Here is a 16,388-nt window from a genome sequence, read left to right as displayed (position 1 = left end):
GGTGCCCCTCCCGCTATGCGGGGCCGGGTGATTCGTCCTAACGTGTCCGGATGGCGGACCATTCGGCGGCGCCCCCGCCTGTGCACACAGACGAAGCCCTGGTCTCGCTGCGCGGCGTCGACAAGTACTTCGGATCCCTGCACGTGCTCCAGAACATCGACCTCACCGTGGCTCGCGGTGAGGTCGTCGTCATCATCGGCCCGTCGGGCAGCGGCAAGTCGACGCTCTGCCGCACGATCAACCGCCTCGAGACCATCGACGCCGGCGTGATCGAGGTGGACGGCAAGCCGCTCCCCGAGGAGGGCAGGGCGCTCGCCAAGCTCCGCGCGGACGTGGGCATGGTCTTCCAGTCGTTCAATCTCTTCGCGCACAAGACCGTGCTGCAGAACGTCACGCTCGGGCAGATCAAGGCCAAGGGCGTGAAGGCCTCGACCGCCAAGGCCACCGCCATGGAGCTGCTCGAGCGAGTGGGCGTCGCGAACCAGGCCGACAAGCTGCCCGCGCAGCTCTCCGGCGGCCAGCAGCAGCGCGTCGCCATCGCCCGCGCCCTGGCCATGCAGCCGAAGGTCATGCTCTTCGACGAGCCGACCTCGGCGCTCGACCCCGAGATGATCAACGAGGTCCTCGACGTCATGGTCGGCCTCGCCCGCGACGGGATGACCATGATCGTCGTCACGCACGAGATGGGCTTCGCCCGCCGTGCCGCAAACCGCGTCGTCTTCATGGACGCCGGGCAGATCGTCGAGGAGGCCGACCCCGAGACGTTCTTCACCGCCCCGACCAGCGCGCGGGCGCGCGACTTCCTCGACAAGATCCTCACCCATTGACCCCGGTACGGACCGGCACCCACCCGAAACGACACCGCACACCGCACACACACAAAGGGGAACCCACGATGCGCACAGGACGACTGTTCACAGCTCTGGCCGCGGCGGCGATGCTCTCGCTGGCCGGGTGCTCGAGCGGCGACGACGACGACACCGGCTCCGACTCCGGATCCACCGGGGAGGCGTCCGAGAGCAGCGGAGGGGCCGAGGGCTCCATCCGCATCGGGATCAAGTTCGACCAGCCCGGGCTGGGCTTCAAGGACGGCAACGAGTACACGGGCTTCGACGTCGACGTCGCCCGCTACGTCGCCGGGGAGCTCGGCTACGGCGAGGACCAGATCGAGTTCGTGCAGTCGCCGTCGGCACAGCGCGAGAACCTGCTGGAGACCGGCCAGGTCGACATGATCTTCGCGACGTACTCGATCACCGACAAGCGCAAGGAGGTCGTCTCGTTCGGCGGCCCCTACTTCGTCGCCGGGCAGGACCTGCTGGTCGCCGCGGACGACGACTCGATCACCGGCCCCGAGGACCTCGAGGGCAAGAACCTCTGCTCGGTCACCGGCTCCACGTCCGCGCAGCGCATCAAGGACGAGTACGCCACCGGCACCAACCTGCTGGAGCAGCCCGGGTACGCCGAGTGCGTGACGGCACTGACCGCCGGGTCCGTGGACGCGGTGACGACGGACGACATCATCCTGGCCGGCCTGGCCGCCGTGCCCGCGAACAAGGGCAAGGTCAAGGTCGTCGGCAACCCGTTCTCGGAGGAGAACTACGGCGTCGGCCTGCCCAAGGGCAGCGACAAGTGCGAGGCGATCAACACCGCGATCAGCAAGATGATCCCCCCCCCCGCCCCGGCGCCCCCCCCCGGGCCGCGGGGACCTCTGCGCCTGAGAGGAGGGCCGGTGGACGACGGGTACCTCGAGCAGTTCCTGTCCCTGTTCGACGAGTTCGACGTCGTCGCCGCGTTCTGGGTCAACATCCAGCTCACGGTGTACGCGGGCATCCTCGGCCTCGTGCTGGGCACCGTGCTGGCGACCATGCGCATCTCGCCCGTGCCGAGCCTGCGCTGGGCCGGGTCCGCCTACGTCACCGTGTTCCGGAACACGCCGCTGACGATCATCATGGTGTTCTGCGTGCTCGGCCTCTGGGGCCAGCTCGGCTGGACCCTGTCCCCGGACTTCACGACGAACTTCTTCCGCTTCGCGGTCGTCGCCCTGGCGGTCTACCACGCCGCGTTCTTCTGCGAGGCCCTGCGCTCCGGCGTCAACACCGTGCCGATCGGCCAGGCCGAGGCCGCCCGCGCGATCGGGCTCAGCTTCTTGCCCGCCGCGCGTCTGGTGATCCTGCCGCAGGCGTTCCGCGGGTCGATCGCCCCGCTCGGCAACGTCCTCATCGCCCTGATCAAGAACTCGACAGTCGCCGCCGCCGCGAGCGTCGCCGAGGCCGCCGGTCTCATGCGCACGATGATCGAGTTCCGGCCCGACGTGATCCTCGCGATCTTCCTGACCTTCGCCTTCGGCTTCGTCATCCTGGTCGTCCCCGTCGGGCTGCTGACCACCTCGCTGTCCCGACGCCTGGCGGTGGTCCGATGACCGACTCACCGCTCTTCGACGCTCCCGGCCCCCGCGCGCGCAGCCGGATGCTCTGGATCAACATCGTCGGTGTCGTCGTGGTCGCGGGCATCGCGTTCCTGATCCTGCGGGCGTTCGCCGCCAAGGGCCAGCTCGACTCCGACCTCTGGAGCCCGTTCGTCGGCTCGCGGGCCTGGGAGAACTTCCTGCTGCCGGGCCTGAAGGACACGCTCAAGGCCGCGGGCATCTCGATCGTGACCGCCAGCATCTTCGGGATCGTGTTCGGCATCGGCCGGCTGTCCCGCTCCACGCTCGTGCGCGGTGTCAGCGGAGCGGTCGTCGAGTTCTTCCGCGCGGTCCCGGTCCTGCTGATGATGATCTTCTTCTACCTCGGGATCGGGCAGCTGCACGTCGTGGACCCGTCCGACCTGCCGCTCGTCGCGGTCGTGCTCGGCCTGACGTTCTACAACGGCTCGGTGTTCGCGGAGCTGATCCGCTCCGGCGTGCACAGCCTGCCGCGCGGTCAGCGGGAGGCGGCGTTAGCCGTCGGGCTGCGACCCACGCAGTCGCTCCGGTCGATCGAGGTGCCGCAGGCGCTCATCGCCATGCTCCCCGCGATCGCGAGCCAGCTGGTGGTCATCCTCAAGGACACCGCCCTCGGCGCGATCATCACCTACCCGGACCTGCTCGACGCCGCCCGCCGGCTCGGCTCCAGCGACGGGAACATCCTGCAGGCGCTGATCGTCGCGGCCGCCGTCTTCATCGTCATCAACTACGCGCTGACCCGGCTTGCGGGACTGCTTGCCCAGCGCGTCGGACGTCGTACCGCAGGCCGGCCTCGTGCCGAGGCTCCCGGCCTGGCCGTCGGCCCGGGAGCGACCGGCTGAGCGGTGTCAGCCCGCGGTCGCGCTAGCGCGGATCTCGCGGACGACCGTCACCTTGATCTCGCCCGGATAGGCCAGGTCGGACTCGATGTGCCGGGCGATGGCCACCGCGAGCTGCGGGAGCGCGTAGTCGTCCACCTCCGACGGCTCGACGACGACCCGCACCTCACGGCCCGCCGACATCGCGAGCGCCCGGCGTACGCCGGCGTGGGCGGCGACCAGCTGCTCGAGCTTGTCGATCCGCTCGACGTACTGGTCGAGCTCCTCGCGACGCGCACCGGGGCGGGCCGCGGAGATCGCGTCGGCGACCTGCACCAGCACCGCCTCGATCGTCTCCGGAGGGACCTCGTCGTGGTGCGCGGCGATCGCGTTCACCACGGCCGCCGACTCGCCGTGCCGCCGCGCGAGGTCGGCACCGACCGCCGCGTGCGTCCCCGGCACCTCCGAGGTCAGCGCCTTGCCCAGGTCGTGCAGGAAGGCACCGCGCCGGGTGACCTCGACGTCGGCCCCGACCTCCGCGGCCAGCGCGGCCGCCAGGAGACTGGTCTCGACCAGGTGCTCGAGCACGTTCTGCCCGTACGACGTGCGCAGCCGGAGTCGCCCCAGCGTCTGGATGAGGGTGGGGTGCAGGCCGGAGATGCCGACCCGCTCGGCGGCGTCGTGGCCCGCCGACTCCGTGCGTTCCTCGGCGCTCGCCAGGGCCTCGGCGTAGGCCTGCTCGATGCGCTGCGGGTGGATCCGGCCGTCCTCCATGAGCGCCTCGAGCGCCACCTGCGCGACCTCGCGGCGCTCCGGGTCGTAGCAGGAGAGCACCACGGAGTCGGGCTGGTCGTCCACGAGGACGTTGACGCCGGTGAGGGCCTCGAAGGACCGGATGTTGCGGCCCTCCTTGCCGATGATCCGGCCCTTCATCTCGTCCGACGGCAGCGGCAGCACGGTGATCGCTGCCTGCGAGCTCGTGGCGACGGCGAGGCGCTGCACGGCCGTGGTGACGACCCGGCGTGCCCGCGCCTCGGCCGTCCGGCGGGCCTGCGCCTCGGTGCGACGGACCTGCGCGGCGGCGTCGTTCTCCGCCTGCGCGGTGATCCGCTGCGTGAGCTCGGCGCGAGCGTCCTCCGCGGTCAGCCCGGAGACCGACTCGAGCTCGGCGCGTGCAGCGCGGTCGGCGCCGGCGAGCCTCTCGGCGACCTCCCGGTCGACCTCGGCGCGCAGCCGCTCCGCCTCACGCTGCTCGACGGCGACGGCCTCGGCGCGCGCACGCGTCGTGCGCTGCAGCTCGTCGATCTCGGCGCGGTCGGCGGCGAGCTTCTGCTCGCGCTCGGCGATCCGGTGGTCCCGGCGCTCCGCGTCCGCCAGGAGCGCACGGGCCTCGTCCTTGATCGCCGCCACGTCCTCGGCCGCGCGGGTGCGCTGGAGGCCCGCCTCGCGACGAGCCACCAGGACGAGGACCAGGGCCACCAGGCACGCTCCGAGCAGGCCGACGACGGTGGCCAGTGCGCCTGGGTCGTCCACTGAGTCATCCTCCGGTCGTTCGCCGTGCACGCTGCACCGCGGCGGTGCGTATGCCGACAGCCATTCTCGCCCAGGTCCGAGGCTGATATGACGAAACGCCACCCGGGGCGGACCGCATGATTCCGGACTTCTCGGGCGGATCGAGGGTTCCGTGTGCCCGGCCGCGCAGCTGGACGACGACGCCCGACACGTCGGGGGCCACGACCGTCCGGGGTCGCGGACCTCCTCAGGACGTCGGGTAGGGACCGTCCAGATCGTCGTCCGCAGCACCGACGAGGGCGAGCTCCTCACGCACCAGCCGGGACACGAGTCCGGGCGGGTACCCCTTGCGCCCGAGGGCGGCGAACGTGCGCCGGGCACGCGTCTGCGCGTCGAGCGACGACGTCGCCGCGAGCTTGCGCCGCACGAGTGCTCGCGCGGCGATCTCCTCGTCGTCGCTGTCGACCTCCTCGAGCGCGGCGCCGGCCAGCTCGTCGTCGATCCCCTTGCGGCGCAGCTCCACCGCGATGGCCCGGCGGGACAGTCCCCGCTCGGCGTGACGGGTCCGCACGAGCATCCGCGCGAACTCCTCGTCGTCGATCAGCCCGACCTCGGTGAACCGGTCGAGCACCTTCTCGGCCACAGCCTCGGGGACGTCCTTGCGCGCCATGGCGTCGGCGAGCTGTGCCCTGCTGCGCGCCGCCCCGGTCAGGAGCCGCAGCGCGATCGCTCGCGCCACGGACTCCTGATCCGGCTCGGCATCCAGAGAGGCGGCACCGGACGAGGGCGGCTCGTCGCCGCGTCGCCCCCGTCGGCCGCTCTGGAAGGTCATGCGTCTCAGAAGTCGACAGGCGCCGGAGCGTCGGCCGGTGCGTCGATCCGTGCGCCGATGCCGAGCTTCTCCTTGATCTTCTTGTCGAGCTCGTTGGCCAGGTCCGGGTTGTCCTTGAGGAACGCGCGGGCATTCTCCTTGCCCTGCCCCAACTGGTCACCCTCGTACGTGTACCAGGCACCCGACTTGCGCACGAAGCCGTGCTCCACGCCCATGTCGATCAGGCTGCCCTCGCGGGAGATGCCGACGCCGTAGAGGATGTCGAACTCCGCCTGCTTGAAGGGCGGCGCCATCTTGTTCTTGACGACCTTCACGCGCGTCCGGTTGCCGACCGCTTCCGTGCCCTCCTTGAGGGTCTCGATGCGGCGGATGTCCAGGCGGACCGAGGCGTAGAACTTGAGCGCCTTGCCACCGGTCGTGGTCTCGGGCGAGCCGAAGAACACACCGATCTTCTCGCGCAGCTGGTTGATGAAGATGGCCGTGGTGCCGGACTGGCTGAGCGCACCGGTGATCTTGCGCAGCGCCTGCGACATGAGCCGCGCCTGCAGACCGACGTGGCTGTCGCCCATCTCGCCCTCGATCTCGGCCTTGGGCACGAGGGCCGCGACCGAGTCGATGACGACGATGTCGATGGCGCCGGAGCGGATCAGCATGTCCATGATCTCGAGCGCCTGCTCGCCGGTGTCCGGCTGCGAGACGAGCAGCGCGTCCGTGTCCACGCCGAGCTTCTTGGCGTACTCGGGGTCGAGCGCGTGCTCGGCGTCGATGAACGCCGCGATACCGCCGGCGCGCTGTGCGTTGGCGACCGCGTGCAGGGCCACCGTCGTCTTGCCCGAGGACTCCGGGCCGTAGATCTCCACGACGCGGCCCCGGGGCAGCCCGCCGATGCCGAGCGCGACGTCCAGCGCGATGGAGCCGGTGGGGATGACCTCGACCGGGGCACGCCCGTCGTCGCCGAGGCGCATGATCGATCCCTTGCCGAACTGACGGTCGATCTGGCTCAGTGCTGCCTCGAGGGCCTTTTCGCGATCCTGTGGTGCGGGCATGTCCGACCTCGTCTGTCTCGAGCAGCTCGTGCTGCGGTACGGGGGCTGGTCCTTGTCACGAGCGACGCTATGTCCGACCACCGACATCTCGACCGGGCCACCCTCGTCCCCGCGTTCCGGCGGGGCTGTGGACGGCTCGGTCGCTCGCAGGACTCACCATACCGAACAGATGTTCGAGTGCACCCGACACGCCGGGCGTGTCGGAAACTGGACCTCAGGACAGCTCCAGCTGCTCGCCCGGCATCACCACGCGCACGTCCAGGCCCGGAGCGACGCGCGCGGCGGCGTGCGCGAACGCGGGCCCGGCGCGGTCCATCCAGCCCGGCGGCAGTCGTCGCGAGACCGGGGCGTGCAGCGTCCCCCAGTGCACCGGGACGGCCGCACGGACCCCCACCGTCACGCAGGCGCGCGCGGCCTGGACCGGGTCCATGTGCCCGCCCGAGAGGCGCGGCCCCCAGCCGCCCACCGGGATCAGCGCCAGGTCGATCGGTCCTCCCGCCAGGGCCGGCAGGTCGGCCATCGCCGCGTACGGCGAGGTGTCCCCGGCGAACCAGATCCGGTACGTCGGGGTGGCCACCAGGAAGCCGTTCACCGCGTTCGGGCGGTGCGGCATCGGCCGGTGGACGTGCACGGCCTGCACCAGCCTGACGCGGACCTGCGACCCCGGCACGTCCCACCAGTCGTGGTCCGTGAGCCCGGTCGCGCCCTCGATGCCGCGCAGGCGCAGCCAGTGCGCGTTCGCCGGGGCGGTCAGCACGGGCACGCCCGGCAGCCGGCGCAGCGACCCGAGCTCGGCGTGGTCGTGGTGCAGGTGCGAGAGCAGCACCGCGGCCGGGCCCGCCCAGTCCGTCGCCCGCGGGGCCGCACCACGACGCCGCAGGAGCCCGGCGTGCCGCAGGAGCAGGGGGTCGGTCAGGATCCGCACCCCGTCGAGATCGAGCACCGTGCTCGCGTGCCCCAGCCAGCGGAGTCGCAGCGTCACGGGCGCAGGCCCTGCGCCGCCGCCCACCGGATCAGCTGCTCGTGCACGGACTCGGCACCCACCAGGATCTCGTCGTCGCCCACCGGCTCGCGCAGCTCGTCGTCCATCGCCCAGCGCGTCGGGTGCAGCAGGAACGCGTGGTTCTGCGCCCCGCCGATGCCGCCGTGCGAGCCGACCTGCCCCTCGAACGCGTGCACGTGCCCGGTCTCGCCGACCGTGGAGATGAGCAGCAGGTCTGCTCGAGCAGGACGAGCCCCCGGGGCCCGATCGCGACGAGCCCACGGTCCGCGGTGTCGACGACGACGACGCCCACCCCCGGCCGGGCCGCCAGCCCGGTGACGAGGCCCGGCCAGCGCTCCTGGAAGTCCTCCAGGGTGAGCCGCTGCGGCACCTGCGGGAACCAGACGAGGCCGAGGTTGCCCGAGCCCACGGTGACCACGTCGGGCAGGTCGTCGGCATCCTGCTGCTTCGGGCGTCCCTGGTCGGGCCCAAGCACGGCCGTCGTCTTGCCGGAGAGGTTCAGCGCGCTGTTGACCAGCGCGTTCAGCGGTCCCCAGTCCTCACCGGTCCCGCTGTCGACGCCGTCGGCGCCGGGCTCCGCCATGAGCGTGCGGACGGTGTCGAGGAGCGTCTCACCGCCCAGCTGCTCGTAGGTCGCGCCCAGGGCCTGCCCGTGGTCGGACAGGACGACGATCTCGTAGTCGCGCGGCGCCACGGCGATCACGCGCTCGAGCGTGCCGAGCACCCGGTCGAGACCCTCCAGCGAGCGCAGTGACTCCGGTCGCGTCGGCCCGGCGTGGTGGGCGATCTCGTCGTAGTCGACGAGGTCCACGTAGATCGTCGGGTCCCCGCGCAGCAGCGCCTCGGCCACCAGGGAGGTGTTCAGGTCGCGCAGCAGGACGTTGCTGATGCCGCGCAGGATGACGTACCAGCCGGCTCGGGAGATGCGTGGCTGCACGTCGCGCACCTTCTGCCGACGGGCCTGGTAGAGCTCCTTGAACATCTCCCCGACGGAGACCGTCAGGGCGCGTGCGAGCACGAACGGGCTGGCGAAGAACCGCACGTAGGCCGGACCGGGGCCGAGGCCACCGTCCGGACCCTTGGTGCGCGACCGGCTCATCACGACGTACGCCGTCGCGGCGTCCCCGGAGAACATGGTCGAGATGGCCGAGCCGCCGCCCGCGAGGAGGCCCTTGCCCGTGGTCAGCCGCTGCTCGACGAGCGCCGCGTCCTCCGGATGGTTCGTCACGACGAGGCGGCCGAGGTCGCGGTCCCACCAGCGGAACGCGGGGATCTGCCCGGAGTCGCCGTGCAGCAGCCCCGCCTGGCTCGCGGGCGTGGTCGACGGGATGCGCGCCCACCAGTCCTCGAGCACGTGGTTGCCGTCCGTGATCCAGCGCTGGATGTTCGGCGCGAGCCCGGCCTCGATGGCCTCCCGCAGCACCGGTGCGGCGACGCCGTCGAGCTGGACGACGAGCATCCCGGCCTCGCGCGGCGCCCCGTCACCCGGCTGGACGATGCCCTTGCGGCGCGCCTGACGGCGGGCACGGCGCACGACGACGGCGATCACGTAGTCGCTGTCGTTCGCGCCCATGATCCATCGGCCGACGGCCATCACGACCGCGGTGACGAGCAGGACCCCGACGACGTCCCAGACGTTGTCGGCGACGATGCCGGGGACCAGACCCAGGGCCAGCCAGAGCACCGCGATCTGCGCGAGCAGCCCCAGGCCCAGCGCCAGGACGGCGCTGCCTCGTCGCGCGAGGAACCGCAGCGGCCCGCCCAGCAGGAGGTCGCCGACGGCGACGACCACCGCGGCCAGCACGATCGATCCCGGGTTGTCCGAGCGCACGCCGTCGATGAGCCACACCGCGACGGCGAGGCCCAGCGTCGTCGTCGCGAGCGTGAGGACGGCTTCGCCGATGTCTTGCAGGGTCGGCACCCATGCGCGGATGCGCCGGCCTGTCGGGGACGTCATCGTCGGTGTCTCTCCTAGGACCGGGGTGGCGCCGGGCGGCGGGCGTCCGCCCCCCAGCGTGCGTTCTCGGGTATCTCGAGCTCGTCGCAGAGGGCGTGCCAGACGTTGCGAGGTTCCTCGTTGTCCTCGAGCGCCTGCACCGCCGTGCGCTGGCCGAGCCCACCGAGCACCAGCTCACGCGTGAGCTCGCGCCCGTGCGCAGTGCCCAGGACCTCGTCCACCAGCTGCCAGAACTCGCGATACCTCACGAGGCACAGCCTGCCACCTGCGCAGGAGTGGGCGGTCCCCCGTCTGATGAGAACTGTCGGGTGTCGGTGCCTACGGACACAATGACCCCGTGGTGCTGCAGCGATTCTCGGACCCGACCAGGGCGTGGTTCACGGGCGCCTTCGCCGAGCCCACGGCCGCGCAGCTCGGGGCGTGGGCGGCCGTCGCCGGCGGCGACCACGCGCTCGTGGTCGCCCCGACCGGCTCGGGCAAGACGCTCGCTGCGTTCCTCTGGGCCGTCGACGGGCTGCTCACGGGCCCCCCGGTGGACGACCCCGTCGAGCGGTGCCGGGTGCTGTACGTGTCGCCGCTCAAGGCTCTGGCCACGGACGTCGAGCGGAACCTGCGCTCCCCCCTCGTCGGCATCCGGCAGGCGGCGCAGCGCCTGGGCGCCACGCTCCCGGACGTCACGGTGGGCATCCGCACCGGCGACACACCCCCCAACGAGCGTCGGGCCTTCGCGACGAAGCCGCCGGACATCCTCATCACGACGCCCGAGTCGCTGTACCTCGTGCTGACGTCGGGTGCGCGCGCCGGTCTTGCCGGGGTCCGCACGGTCATCCTCGACGAGATCCACGCCGTGGCGGCGACGAAGCGCGGCGCGCACCTGGCCCTCTCGCTCGAACGTCTGGACGCGCTGCTGGACCGCCCTGGTGGACCCGGACCGGCGCAGCGGATCGGGCTCTCGGCCACGGTCCAGCCCGTCGAGGCGGTCGCGGAGTTCCTGGGCGGCGCGCGCACGCAGCAGGACGGGGGGCGCGAGGTCGTCGTCGTGCAGCCGCCCTCGACCAAGAAGATCGTCGTCGACGTCGTGGTCCCGGTGCCGGACCTGGCCGACCTGCGCGCGGCCGGCACGCTGCCCGACCTCGACCTCGCGGGCAGCGCCGACGCACCCCTCGTGCGGCCGTCGATCTGGCCGCACGTCGAGGAGCGCGTCGTCGACCTGGTCGCCGCGCACCGCTCGACGCTCGTCTTCACCAACTCCCGGCGCGGCGCCGAGCGCCTGACCGCCCGGATGAACGAGGTCTGGACGGAGCGCCTCGGCCAGGACGTCCCGGACCACGGCTCCGTGCACGCGGCGGCCGTCCCCGGCCAGTCCGGCACCGCGGTCGGCATCGACACCCGGGACGCCGCGACCATCCTGGCCCGCGCGCACCACGGGTCGATGAGCAGGGCCGAGCGGACCCGGACCGAGTCCGAGCTCAAGGCCGGCAACCTGCCGGCCGTGGTCGCGACGAGCTCGCTGGAGCTCGGCATCGACATGGGCGCGATCGACCTCGTCGTGCAGGTCGGGTCGCCGCCCTCGGTCGCCAGCGGGCTGCAGCGGATCGGCCGCGCCGGGCACCAGGTCGGGGCGGTGTCGCGCGGGGTGGTGTTCCCGACGTTCCGCGGCGAGCTCGTCGCGGCGGCGGTCACCGCCCAGCGGATGCGCACCGGGACGCTCGAGCCCCTGCGCGTGCCGCGCAACCCCCTGGACGTGCTCGCGCAGCAGATCGTGGCGATGGTCGCGGTCGAGGACTGGTCGCTCGACGAGCTGTCGACCGTGGTGCGTCGTGCGGCGCCGTTCTCGGGCCTGGGCGAGGCGACTCTGCGCGCGGTGCTCGACATGCTCGCGGGCCGCTACCCGAGCGAGGAGTTCGCCGAGCTGCGTCCGCGGCTCGTCTGGGACCGGATCACCGACGTCCTGCGCGGGCGCCCCGGGTCGCTGCGCCTCGCCGTGACCAGCGGCGGGACCATCCCGGACCGGGGCATGTACGGGGTCTTCCTGGCCGGCAGTGCGACGACGAGCGACGTCCCGGTCGACGCGGAGCGCAGCGGCGGCGCCGTGCGCGGCGGGAAGCGGGTGGGCGAGCTCGACGAGGAGATGGTCTACGAGTCGCGCGTCGGCGACATGTTCACGCTCGGGTCGAGCACCTGGCGCATCGACGACATCACGCCCGACCGCGTGCTCGTCACGCCCGCGCCCGGCGTCCCCGGGAGGCTGCCGTTCTGGAAGGGCGACGCGCCCGGCCGGCCCGCGGAGCTCGGTCGCGCCATGGGTGGCTGGGTCCGCGAGGTCCTCGGGTCCGACGACGCCCGCGGGCGCGTCGAGGCCGCCGGGCTGGACGCCTGGGCGGCCGACAACCTGCTGACGTACCTGACCGAGCAGCAGGCCGCGACCGGCGAGGTGCCGTCGGACACCACGCTCGTGGTCGAGCGGTTCCGCGACGAGCTGGGCGACTGGCGGGTCGTCGTGCACTCGCCCTACGGCGCCCGTGTGCACGCTCCGTGGGCCATCGTCATCGGCGCGCGGCTGCGCGAGAAGTACGGCGTCGACGCGGCCGCGATGCACTCCGACGACGGCATCGTCCTGCGCTTGCCGGACATGCTCGATCCGGGCTCGTCCTTCGGCGGCGGCCTCGGCAACGACGACCCGTGGGCGGACCCGTCCGGGCCGGCGATCGATCTCGCGGACCTGCTGCTCGACCCCGACGAGGTGCTCGACTCCGTGCGCACCGAGCTCGGGTCGTCGGCCATGTTCGGCGCGCGGTTCCGGGAGGCGGCCAGCCGGGCGCTGCTGCTGCCCCGCCGCCGCCCCGACCGCCGGACCCCGCTGTGGCAGCAGCGGCAGCGGTCCGCGCAGCTGCTGTCGGTCGCCTCCGAGTACCCGGACTTCCCGATCCTGCTCGAGGCCGTCCGCGAGTGCCTCCAGGACGACTTCGACACCGACGCGCTGACCGCGCTCATGCGGGACGTCGTGGCGCGTCGTGTCCGGGTGGTCGAGGTGACCACGACGCAGCCGTCCCCCTTCGCGCAGTCCCTGCTGTTCGGCTACACCGCGCAGTTCCTGTACGACGGCGACGCGCCCCTGGCCGAGCGGAGGGCCGCGGCGCTCACGCTCGACCCGACCCTGCTCGCCGAGCTGCTCGGGCAGGGCGGCGAGTCCCAGCTGGCCGACCTCCTGGACCCCGACGCCGTCGTGCGCACCGAGGCGGAGCTGAGCGGACGGGCGCCCGAGCGGCAGGCGGGCACGCTCGAGCAGGTCGCCGACGTGGTGCGCCGGCACGGGCCGCTCACCGCCGACGAGGTCGCCGAGCGTGTGCAGCCGGCGGCCGTCGCCCAGGTGACGGACTGGCTGGCGTCGCTCGAGGGAACCCGTCGGCTCATCCGCGTCCGGCTCGGGGGCGTGCCGCCCGAGCGGGCCGAGCAATGGGCGGCCGTCGAGGACGCCGGGCGGCTCCGGGACGCGCTCGGCGTCGCGCTGCCGGTCGGGGTGCCCGAGGTGTTCACCGAGCTCGTGCCCGACCCGGTCGGCGACCTGCTCCGTCGTCACGCCCGCACGCGCGGGCCGTTCACCGCGGCATCGGCGGCCGCCCGGTTCGGCTGGGGCGTCGCGATCGTCACGGACGCCCTGCGGCGGCTCGAACGCACCGGCGTCCTGGTCCAGGGCCGACTCCGTCCCGACGTGCTGGGCGGGACGGGCGACGAGTTCTGCGACGCCGACGTGCTGCGCCAGCTGCGTCGGCGGTCGCTGGCCGCGCTGCGCGCCGAGGTGGAGCCGGTCGCCCCGCAGGCGCTCGGCGTCTTCCTGCCGCGGTGGCAGGGCGTGCACCCCGTCGGTCGCTCGGCCCGAGCGTCGGCGACCGGATCCCTGCGCGGCGTCGACGGCGTCGCCCGGGTGGTGGAGCAGCTCGCGGGCTCGGTGCTGCCCGCCTCGGCCCTCGAGACCCACGTGCTACCCGCCCGCGTGCCCGACTATGTCCCGGCCATGCTCGACGAGCTCACGGCCGCCGGTGAGGTGGTGTGGGCGGGGCACGGCGCGCTGGCCGGTCACGACGGGCTCGTCTCTCTGCATCCCGCCGCGGTCGCGGACCTGACGCTGCCGCCCCTCGGAGCGGACGCCGCGGTCCACGACGACCTCCAGCAGGCCGTCCTGACCGCCCTGGCCGGCGGCGGTGCCTGGTTCCTGGGCGCCCTCACCGATCGCGTCCGCGAGCTGATCGAGGAGCCGCCGACACAGGTGGACGTCGCGACGGCGGTCTGGGATCTCGTGTGGACGGGGCACGTCACCAACGACGGCCTGGCGCCGCTGCGCGCCTGGCTGGGCACCGGCACGACGGCCCACAAGACCCGGTCGCCTGCGCCGCGCGGGCGTGCGCTGCGCCCCCGGCTCGGTCTGCGTGCGGCCGTGCGGGTCGGCGGCACGTCGGACGTCGGGTCGTCCCGCGGCACCGCGCTCGCCGCGGGTGGTGGACGGTGGTCGCTGCTGCCGACGCGCGAGGCGGACCCGACCCTGCGGGCCCACGCGCTCGCCGCCCAGCTGCTCGACCGGCACGGGATCCTCACCCGCGCGGTCGCACCGGCCGAGGGCATCGGGGCGCAGTTCGGGGACGTCTACAAGGTGCTCTCGGCGCTCGAGCAGGGCGGTCAGGTCCGGCGCGGATACTTCGTCGAGCGCCTCGGCGGGTCGCAGTTCGCGCTCCCCGGCGCCGTCGACCGGCTGCGCGTCGACGCCCAGGTGGTGGACCGCGCGGCCGATCCGGACGACCACCCCGAGCCGCTCGTCGTCGTGCTGGCCGCCACCGACCCGGCCAACCCGTACGGCGCCTCGCTGCCCTGGCCCGCCGCCACCACGGACGGGGGGCACCGGCCCGGCCGCAAGGGCGGCGCGCTCGTCGTGCTCGTCGACGGAGCGCTCGTGCTGTACCTGGAGCGCGGCGGTCGCACGGTGCTCTCGTTCTCGCCCGACGACGCGATCCTGCTCGCCGCCGCCGACGGGCTCGCGGTCACCGCCCGCACCCGGCACGCCGGACGCCTCACCATCTCGAGGGTCGACGGGATCGACGTGCTCGGCGGCGGCGCGCTGCACGGGAGCGTGGGGCGGGCCCTGGTCGCGGCCGGGTTCGCCCCGACCCCGCGCGGGCTGCGCCTGCCGGGCCAGTCGTGACGGCGACAGCCAACGCCACGGGGACGGACATGACGGCGACGCCAGCTGCAGCGAGACCCGCGGCGGCCGCCGTGACGGCAGTGACGGCGACGTCAGCGGGCGACCGTGCCCGAGGGTGACGTCCTGCGCAGGACGGCCCAGCGCCTCGACCTCGCCCTGACCGGCCACGTCGTGGTGCGCTCGGACCTGCGGTGGCCCACGGCCGCGACCGTCGACCTCGTCGGCACGACCGTCCTGGGCACGCGCTCCTACGGCAAGCACCTGCTGACGCGGTTCGACGACGGCCGAACGCTGCACACGCACCTGCGGATGGACGGCTACTGGCGGGTCCAGGCGACCGGGTCACCGCAGGCCGCAGCACGGTCGCCGCAGGTCCGCGCCGTGCTGGCCACCGAGCGGTGGACCGCGGTCGGGCACCACCTCGGAATGCTCGACGTGGTGCGCACCCGCGACGAGCACACGGTCATCGGGCATCTCGGTCCCGACCTGCTCGGCGAGACCGTCGACGTCGACGAGGCCCTGCGCCGGTGGTCCGCACGGGGATCGACGCCCGTCGCCGAGGTCCTGCTCGACCAGCAGGTCGTCGCGGGCATCGGCACGATCTTCTCCGCGGAGTCGCTGTTCGCCGAGCGGATCTGGCCTTGGACCCCCGCGGACGCCGTCGCCGACCCGTCCCGGCTGCTCGCGGTCGCGCGCCGACAGCTGCAGCAGTCCGTGGCGAGCGGCCGGCCCCCCGAGCGGGTCCACGGCCGGCTGCGACGCCCATGCTTGCGGTGCGGCACCCCGATCGCGGTCGGCCAGGCCCGCAAGCCGCCGATGGAGCGGCCGATCTTCTACTGCCCCCGCTGCCAGCCGGCGCCGGCGAGCTGAGATGCGGACGCTGAGCAAGGCGCGGAGCAGCCGCGCGGAGCTCCCTCACCGTCGGGGCTTCGTCCGTGAGTTCCTGCAGCTCGAGCCGGAGCGACGCTCGGGGCGCGGTTCCGGCCTGCGACGGACGCAGAACGGCCCGTGGACCGAGGTCCACGGGCCGTCCGAGCTGTGTGGCGCGCCATCCGTGTGGCGCGCGCAGATGCGTTGGGGCGGTGCTCCGCGCCGGCGCATCCCGAGGGACGCGCGGGCATCCGTGCACTGCAGTGAGCCGAGCGTCCAAGGCCGCGCTGACGCGTGACCCGGGCAGATCAGCCGATCGCTGCGAGCTCCGACCGCGACCGCGCCCAACCGCCATCGGTGGCACCGGCCACCGACGCCGCCAGGTCCGCGGGAACCGTGTCGGGGATCAGCAGACCCTCGGCGACGGCAACACGGTCGCTGACCTCACGCAGGACGAGCGACATGGGGACGTCCAGCGCCTCACAGATGCTGTTCAGCAGCTCCGAGGACGCTTCCTTCTGACCCCGCTCCACCTCGCTCAGGTAACCGAGCGAGACGCGGGCCGCCGACGACACCTCACGCAGGGTGCGCCCCTGGCGCTGTCGCGCGTCCCGCAGCACGTCGCCGATCTCTCGACGGAGTACAACCATCCGGGCTCCCCCTCTCGCGTCACGTGTCTCTCCCACACCGGGCGCCTGGATCCTCTGCGGACC

The 16,388-nt window shown here is 73.2% G+C and carries 12 protein-coding genes and 1 pseudogene; 6 read left to right on the top strand and 7 right to left on the bottom strand.

Going from position 1 to position 16,388, the window contains the following annotated elements; translation table 11 throughout:
* Positions 1 to 50 precede the first annotated feature (50 nt).
* The 4 genes and pseudogenes from AC1DUE_RS17820 to AC1DUE_RS17805 all read left to right on the top strand — a co-directional run bounded on the left by AC1DUE_RS17820 (position 51) and on the right by AC1DUE_RS17805 (position 3,285).
* Entirely contained in the window at positions 51 to 827 is a 777-nt protein-coding gene (locus tag AC1DUE_RS17820) for an amino acid ABC transporter ATP-binding protein (RefSeq protein WP_477040752.1), read from the top strand.
* 68 nt (positions 828 to 895) lie between these two features.
* A pseudogene (locus AC1DUE_RS17815) lies at positions 896 to 1,666 on the top strand (glutamate ABC transporter substrate-binding protein); the annotation flags it as partial.
* A gap of 63 nt (positions 1,667 to 1,729) precedes the next feature.
* Positions 1,730 to 2,419 (top strand): amino acid ABC transporter permease, encoded by a 690-nt coding sequence (locus AC1DUE_RS17810; protein WP_477040818.1) that lies wholly within the window; start codon positions 1,730 to 1,732, stop codon positions 2,417 to 2,419.
* Complete coding sequence (locus tag AC1DUE_RS17805) at positions 2,416 to 3,285, top strand: amino acid ABC transporter permease (protein ID WP_477040751.1); 870 nt, start codon at positions 2,416 to 2,418, stop codon at positions 3,283 to 3,285. The genes AC1DUE_RS17810 and AC1DUE_RS17805 overlap by 4 nt, the downstream gene beginning before the upstream one ends.
* A gap of 6 nt (positions 3,286 to 3,291) precedes the next feature.
* On the opposite strand, the gene rny is transcribed toward AC1DUE_RS17805, so the two are convergent.
* The 6 genes from rny to AC1DUE_RS17775 form a co-directional block, all read right to left on the bottom strand.
* Entirely contained in the window at positions 3,292 to 4,794 is a 1,503-nt protein-coding gene (gene rny, locus AC1DUE_RS17800) for a ribonuclease Y (protein ID WP_477040750.1), read from the bottom strand.
* A 226-nt stretch (positions 4,795 to 5,020) separates the two neighbouring features.
* Positions 5,021 to 5,512: a regulatory protein RecX gene (locus AC1DUE_RS17795; RefSeq protein WP_477040749.1), complete on the bottom strand. Its 492-nt coding sequence runs from the start codon at positions 5,510 to 5,512 to the stop codon at positions 5,021 to 5,023.
* A 98-nt stretch (positions 5,513 to 5,610) separates the two neighbouring features.
* Positions 5,611 to 6,651 carry a recombinase RecA gene (gene recA / locus AC1DUE_RS17790; protein WP_477040748.1) on the bottom strand — a complete coding sequence of 347 codons (1,041 nt, stop codon included), beginning with the start codon at positions 6,649 to 6,651 and terminating at the stop codon, positions 5,611 to 5,613.
* Between the two features lie 214 nt (positions 6,652 to 6,865).
* The gene (locus AC1DUE_RS17785; RefSeq protein WP_477040747.1) at positions 6,866 to 7,633 is read right to left on the bottom strand and encodes an MBL fold metallo-hydrolase; all 768 of its coding nucleotides are present in this window, start codon (positions 7,631 to 7,633) and stop codon (positions 6,866 to 6,868) included.
* A gap of 31 nt (positions 7,634 to 7,664) precedes the next feature.
* Entirely contained in the window at positions 7,665 to 9,611 is a 1,947-nt protein-coding gene (locus tag AC1DUE_RS17780; RefSeq protein WP_477040746.1) for an alkaline phosphatase family protein, read from the bottom strand.
* A gap of 14 nt (positions 9,612 to 9,625) precedes the next feature.
* Entirely contained in the window at positions 9,626 to 9,859 is a 234-nt protein-coding gene (locus tag AC1DUE_RS17775) for a DUF3046 domain-containing protein (RefSeq protein ID WP_477040745.1), read from the bottom strand.
* Positions 9,860 to 9,948: 89 nt separating this feature from the next.
* On the opposite strand from AC1DUE_RS17775, the gene AC1DUE_RS17770 reads away from it, so the two are divergent.
* Both AC1DUE_RS17770 and AC1DUE_RS17765 read left to right on the top strand, forming a co-directional pair.
* Positions 9,949 to 14,805 (top strand): ATP-dependent helicase, encoded by a 4,857-nt coding sequence (locus AC1DUE_RS17770; RefSeq protein WP_477040744.1) that lies wholly within the window; start codon positions 9,949 to 9,951, stop codon positions 14,803 to 14,805.
* A 105-nt stretch (positions 14,806 to 14,910) separates the two neighbouring features.
* A complete protein-coding gene (locus tag AC1DUE_RS17765; RefSeq protein WP_477040743.1) occupies positions 14,911 to 15,675 on the top strand; it encodes a DNA-formamidopyrimidine glycosylase family protein in 765 nt (254 codons plus the stop codon).
* Between the two features lie 308 nt (positions 15,676 to 15,983).
* Here the strand turns inward: AC1DUE_RS17765 and AC1DUE_RS17760 are convergent, their stop codons facing one another.
* Positions 15,984 to 16,325: a helix-turn-helix domain-containing protein gene (locus AC1DUE_RS17760; protein ID WP_477040742.1), complete on the bottom strand. Its 342-nt coding sequence runs from the start codon at positions 16,323 to 16,325 to the stop codon at positions 15,984 to 15,986.
* Between the last annotated feature and the right edge of the window lie 63 nt (positions 16,326 to 16,388).

It is taken from the genome of Cellulomonas sp. P4_A2, from assembly GCF_056402515.1.
The sequence above is the reverse complement of the archived record's forward strand: the minus strand, read 5'-3'. Positions and strand labels throughout refer to the sequence as shown.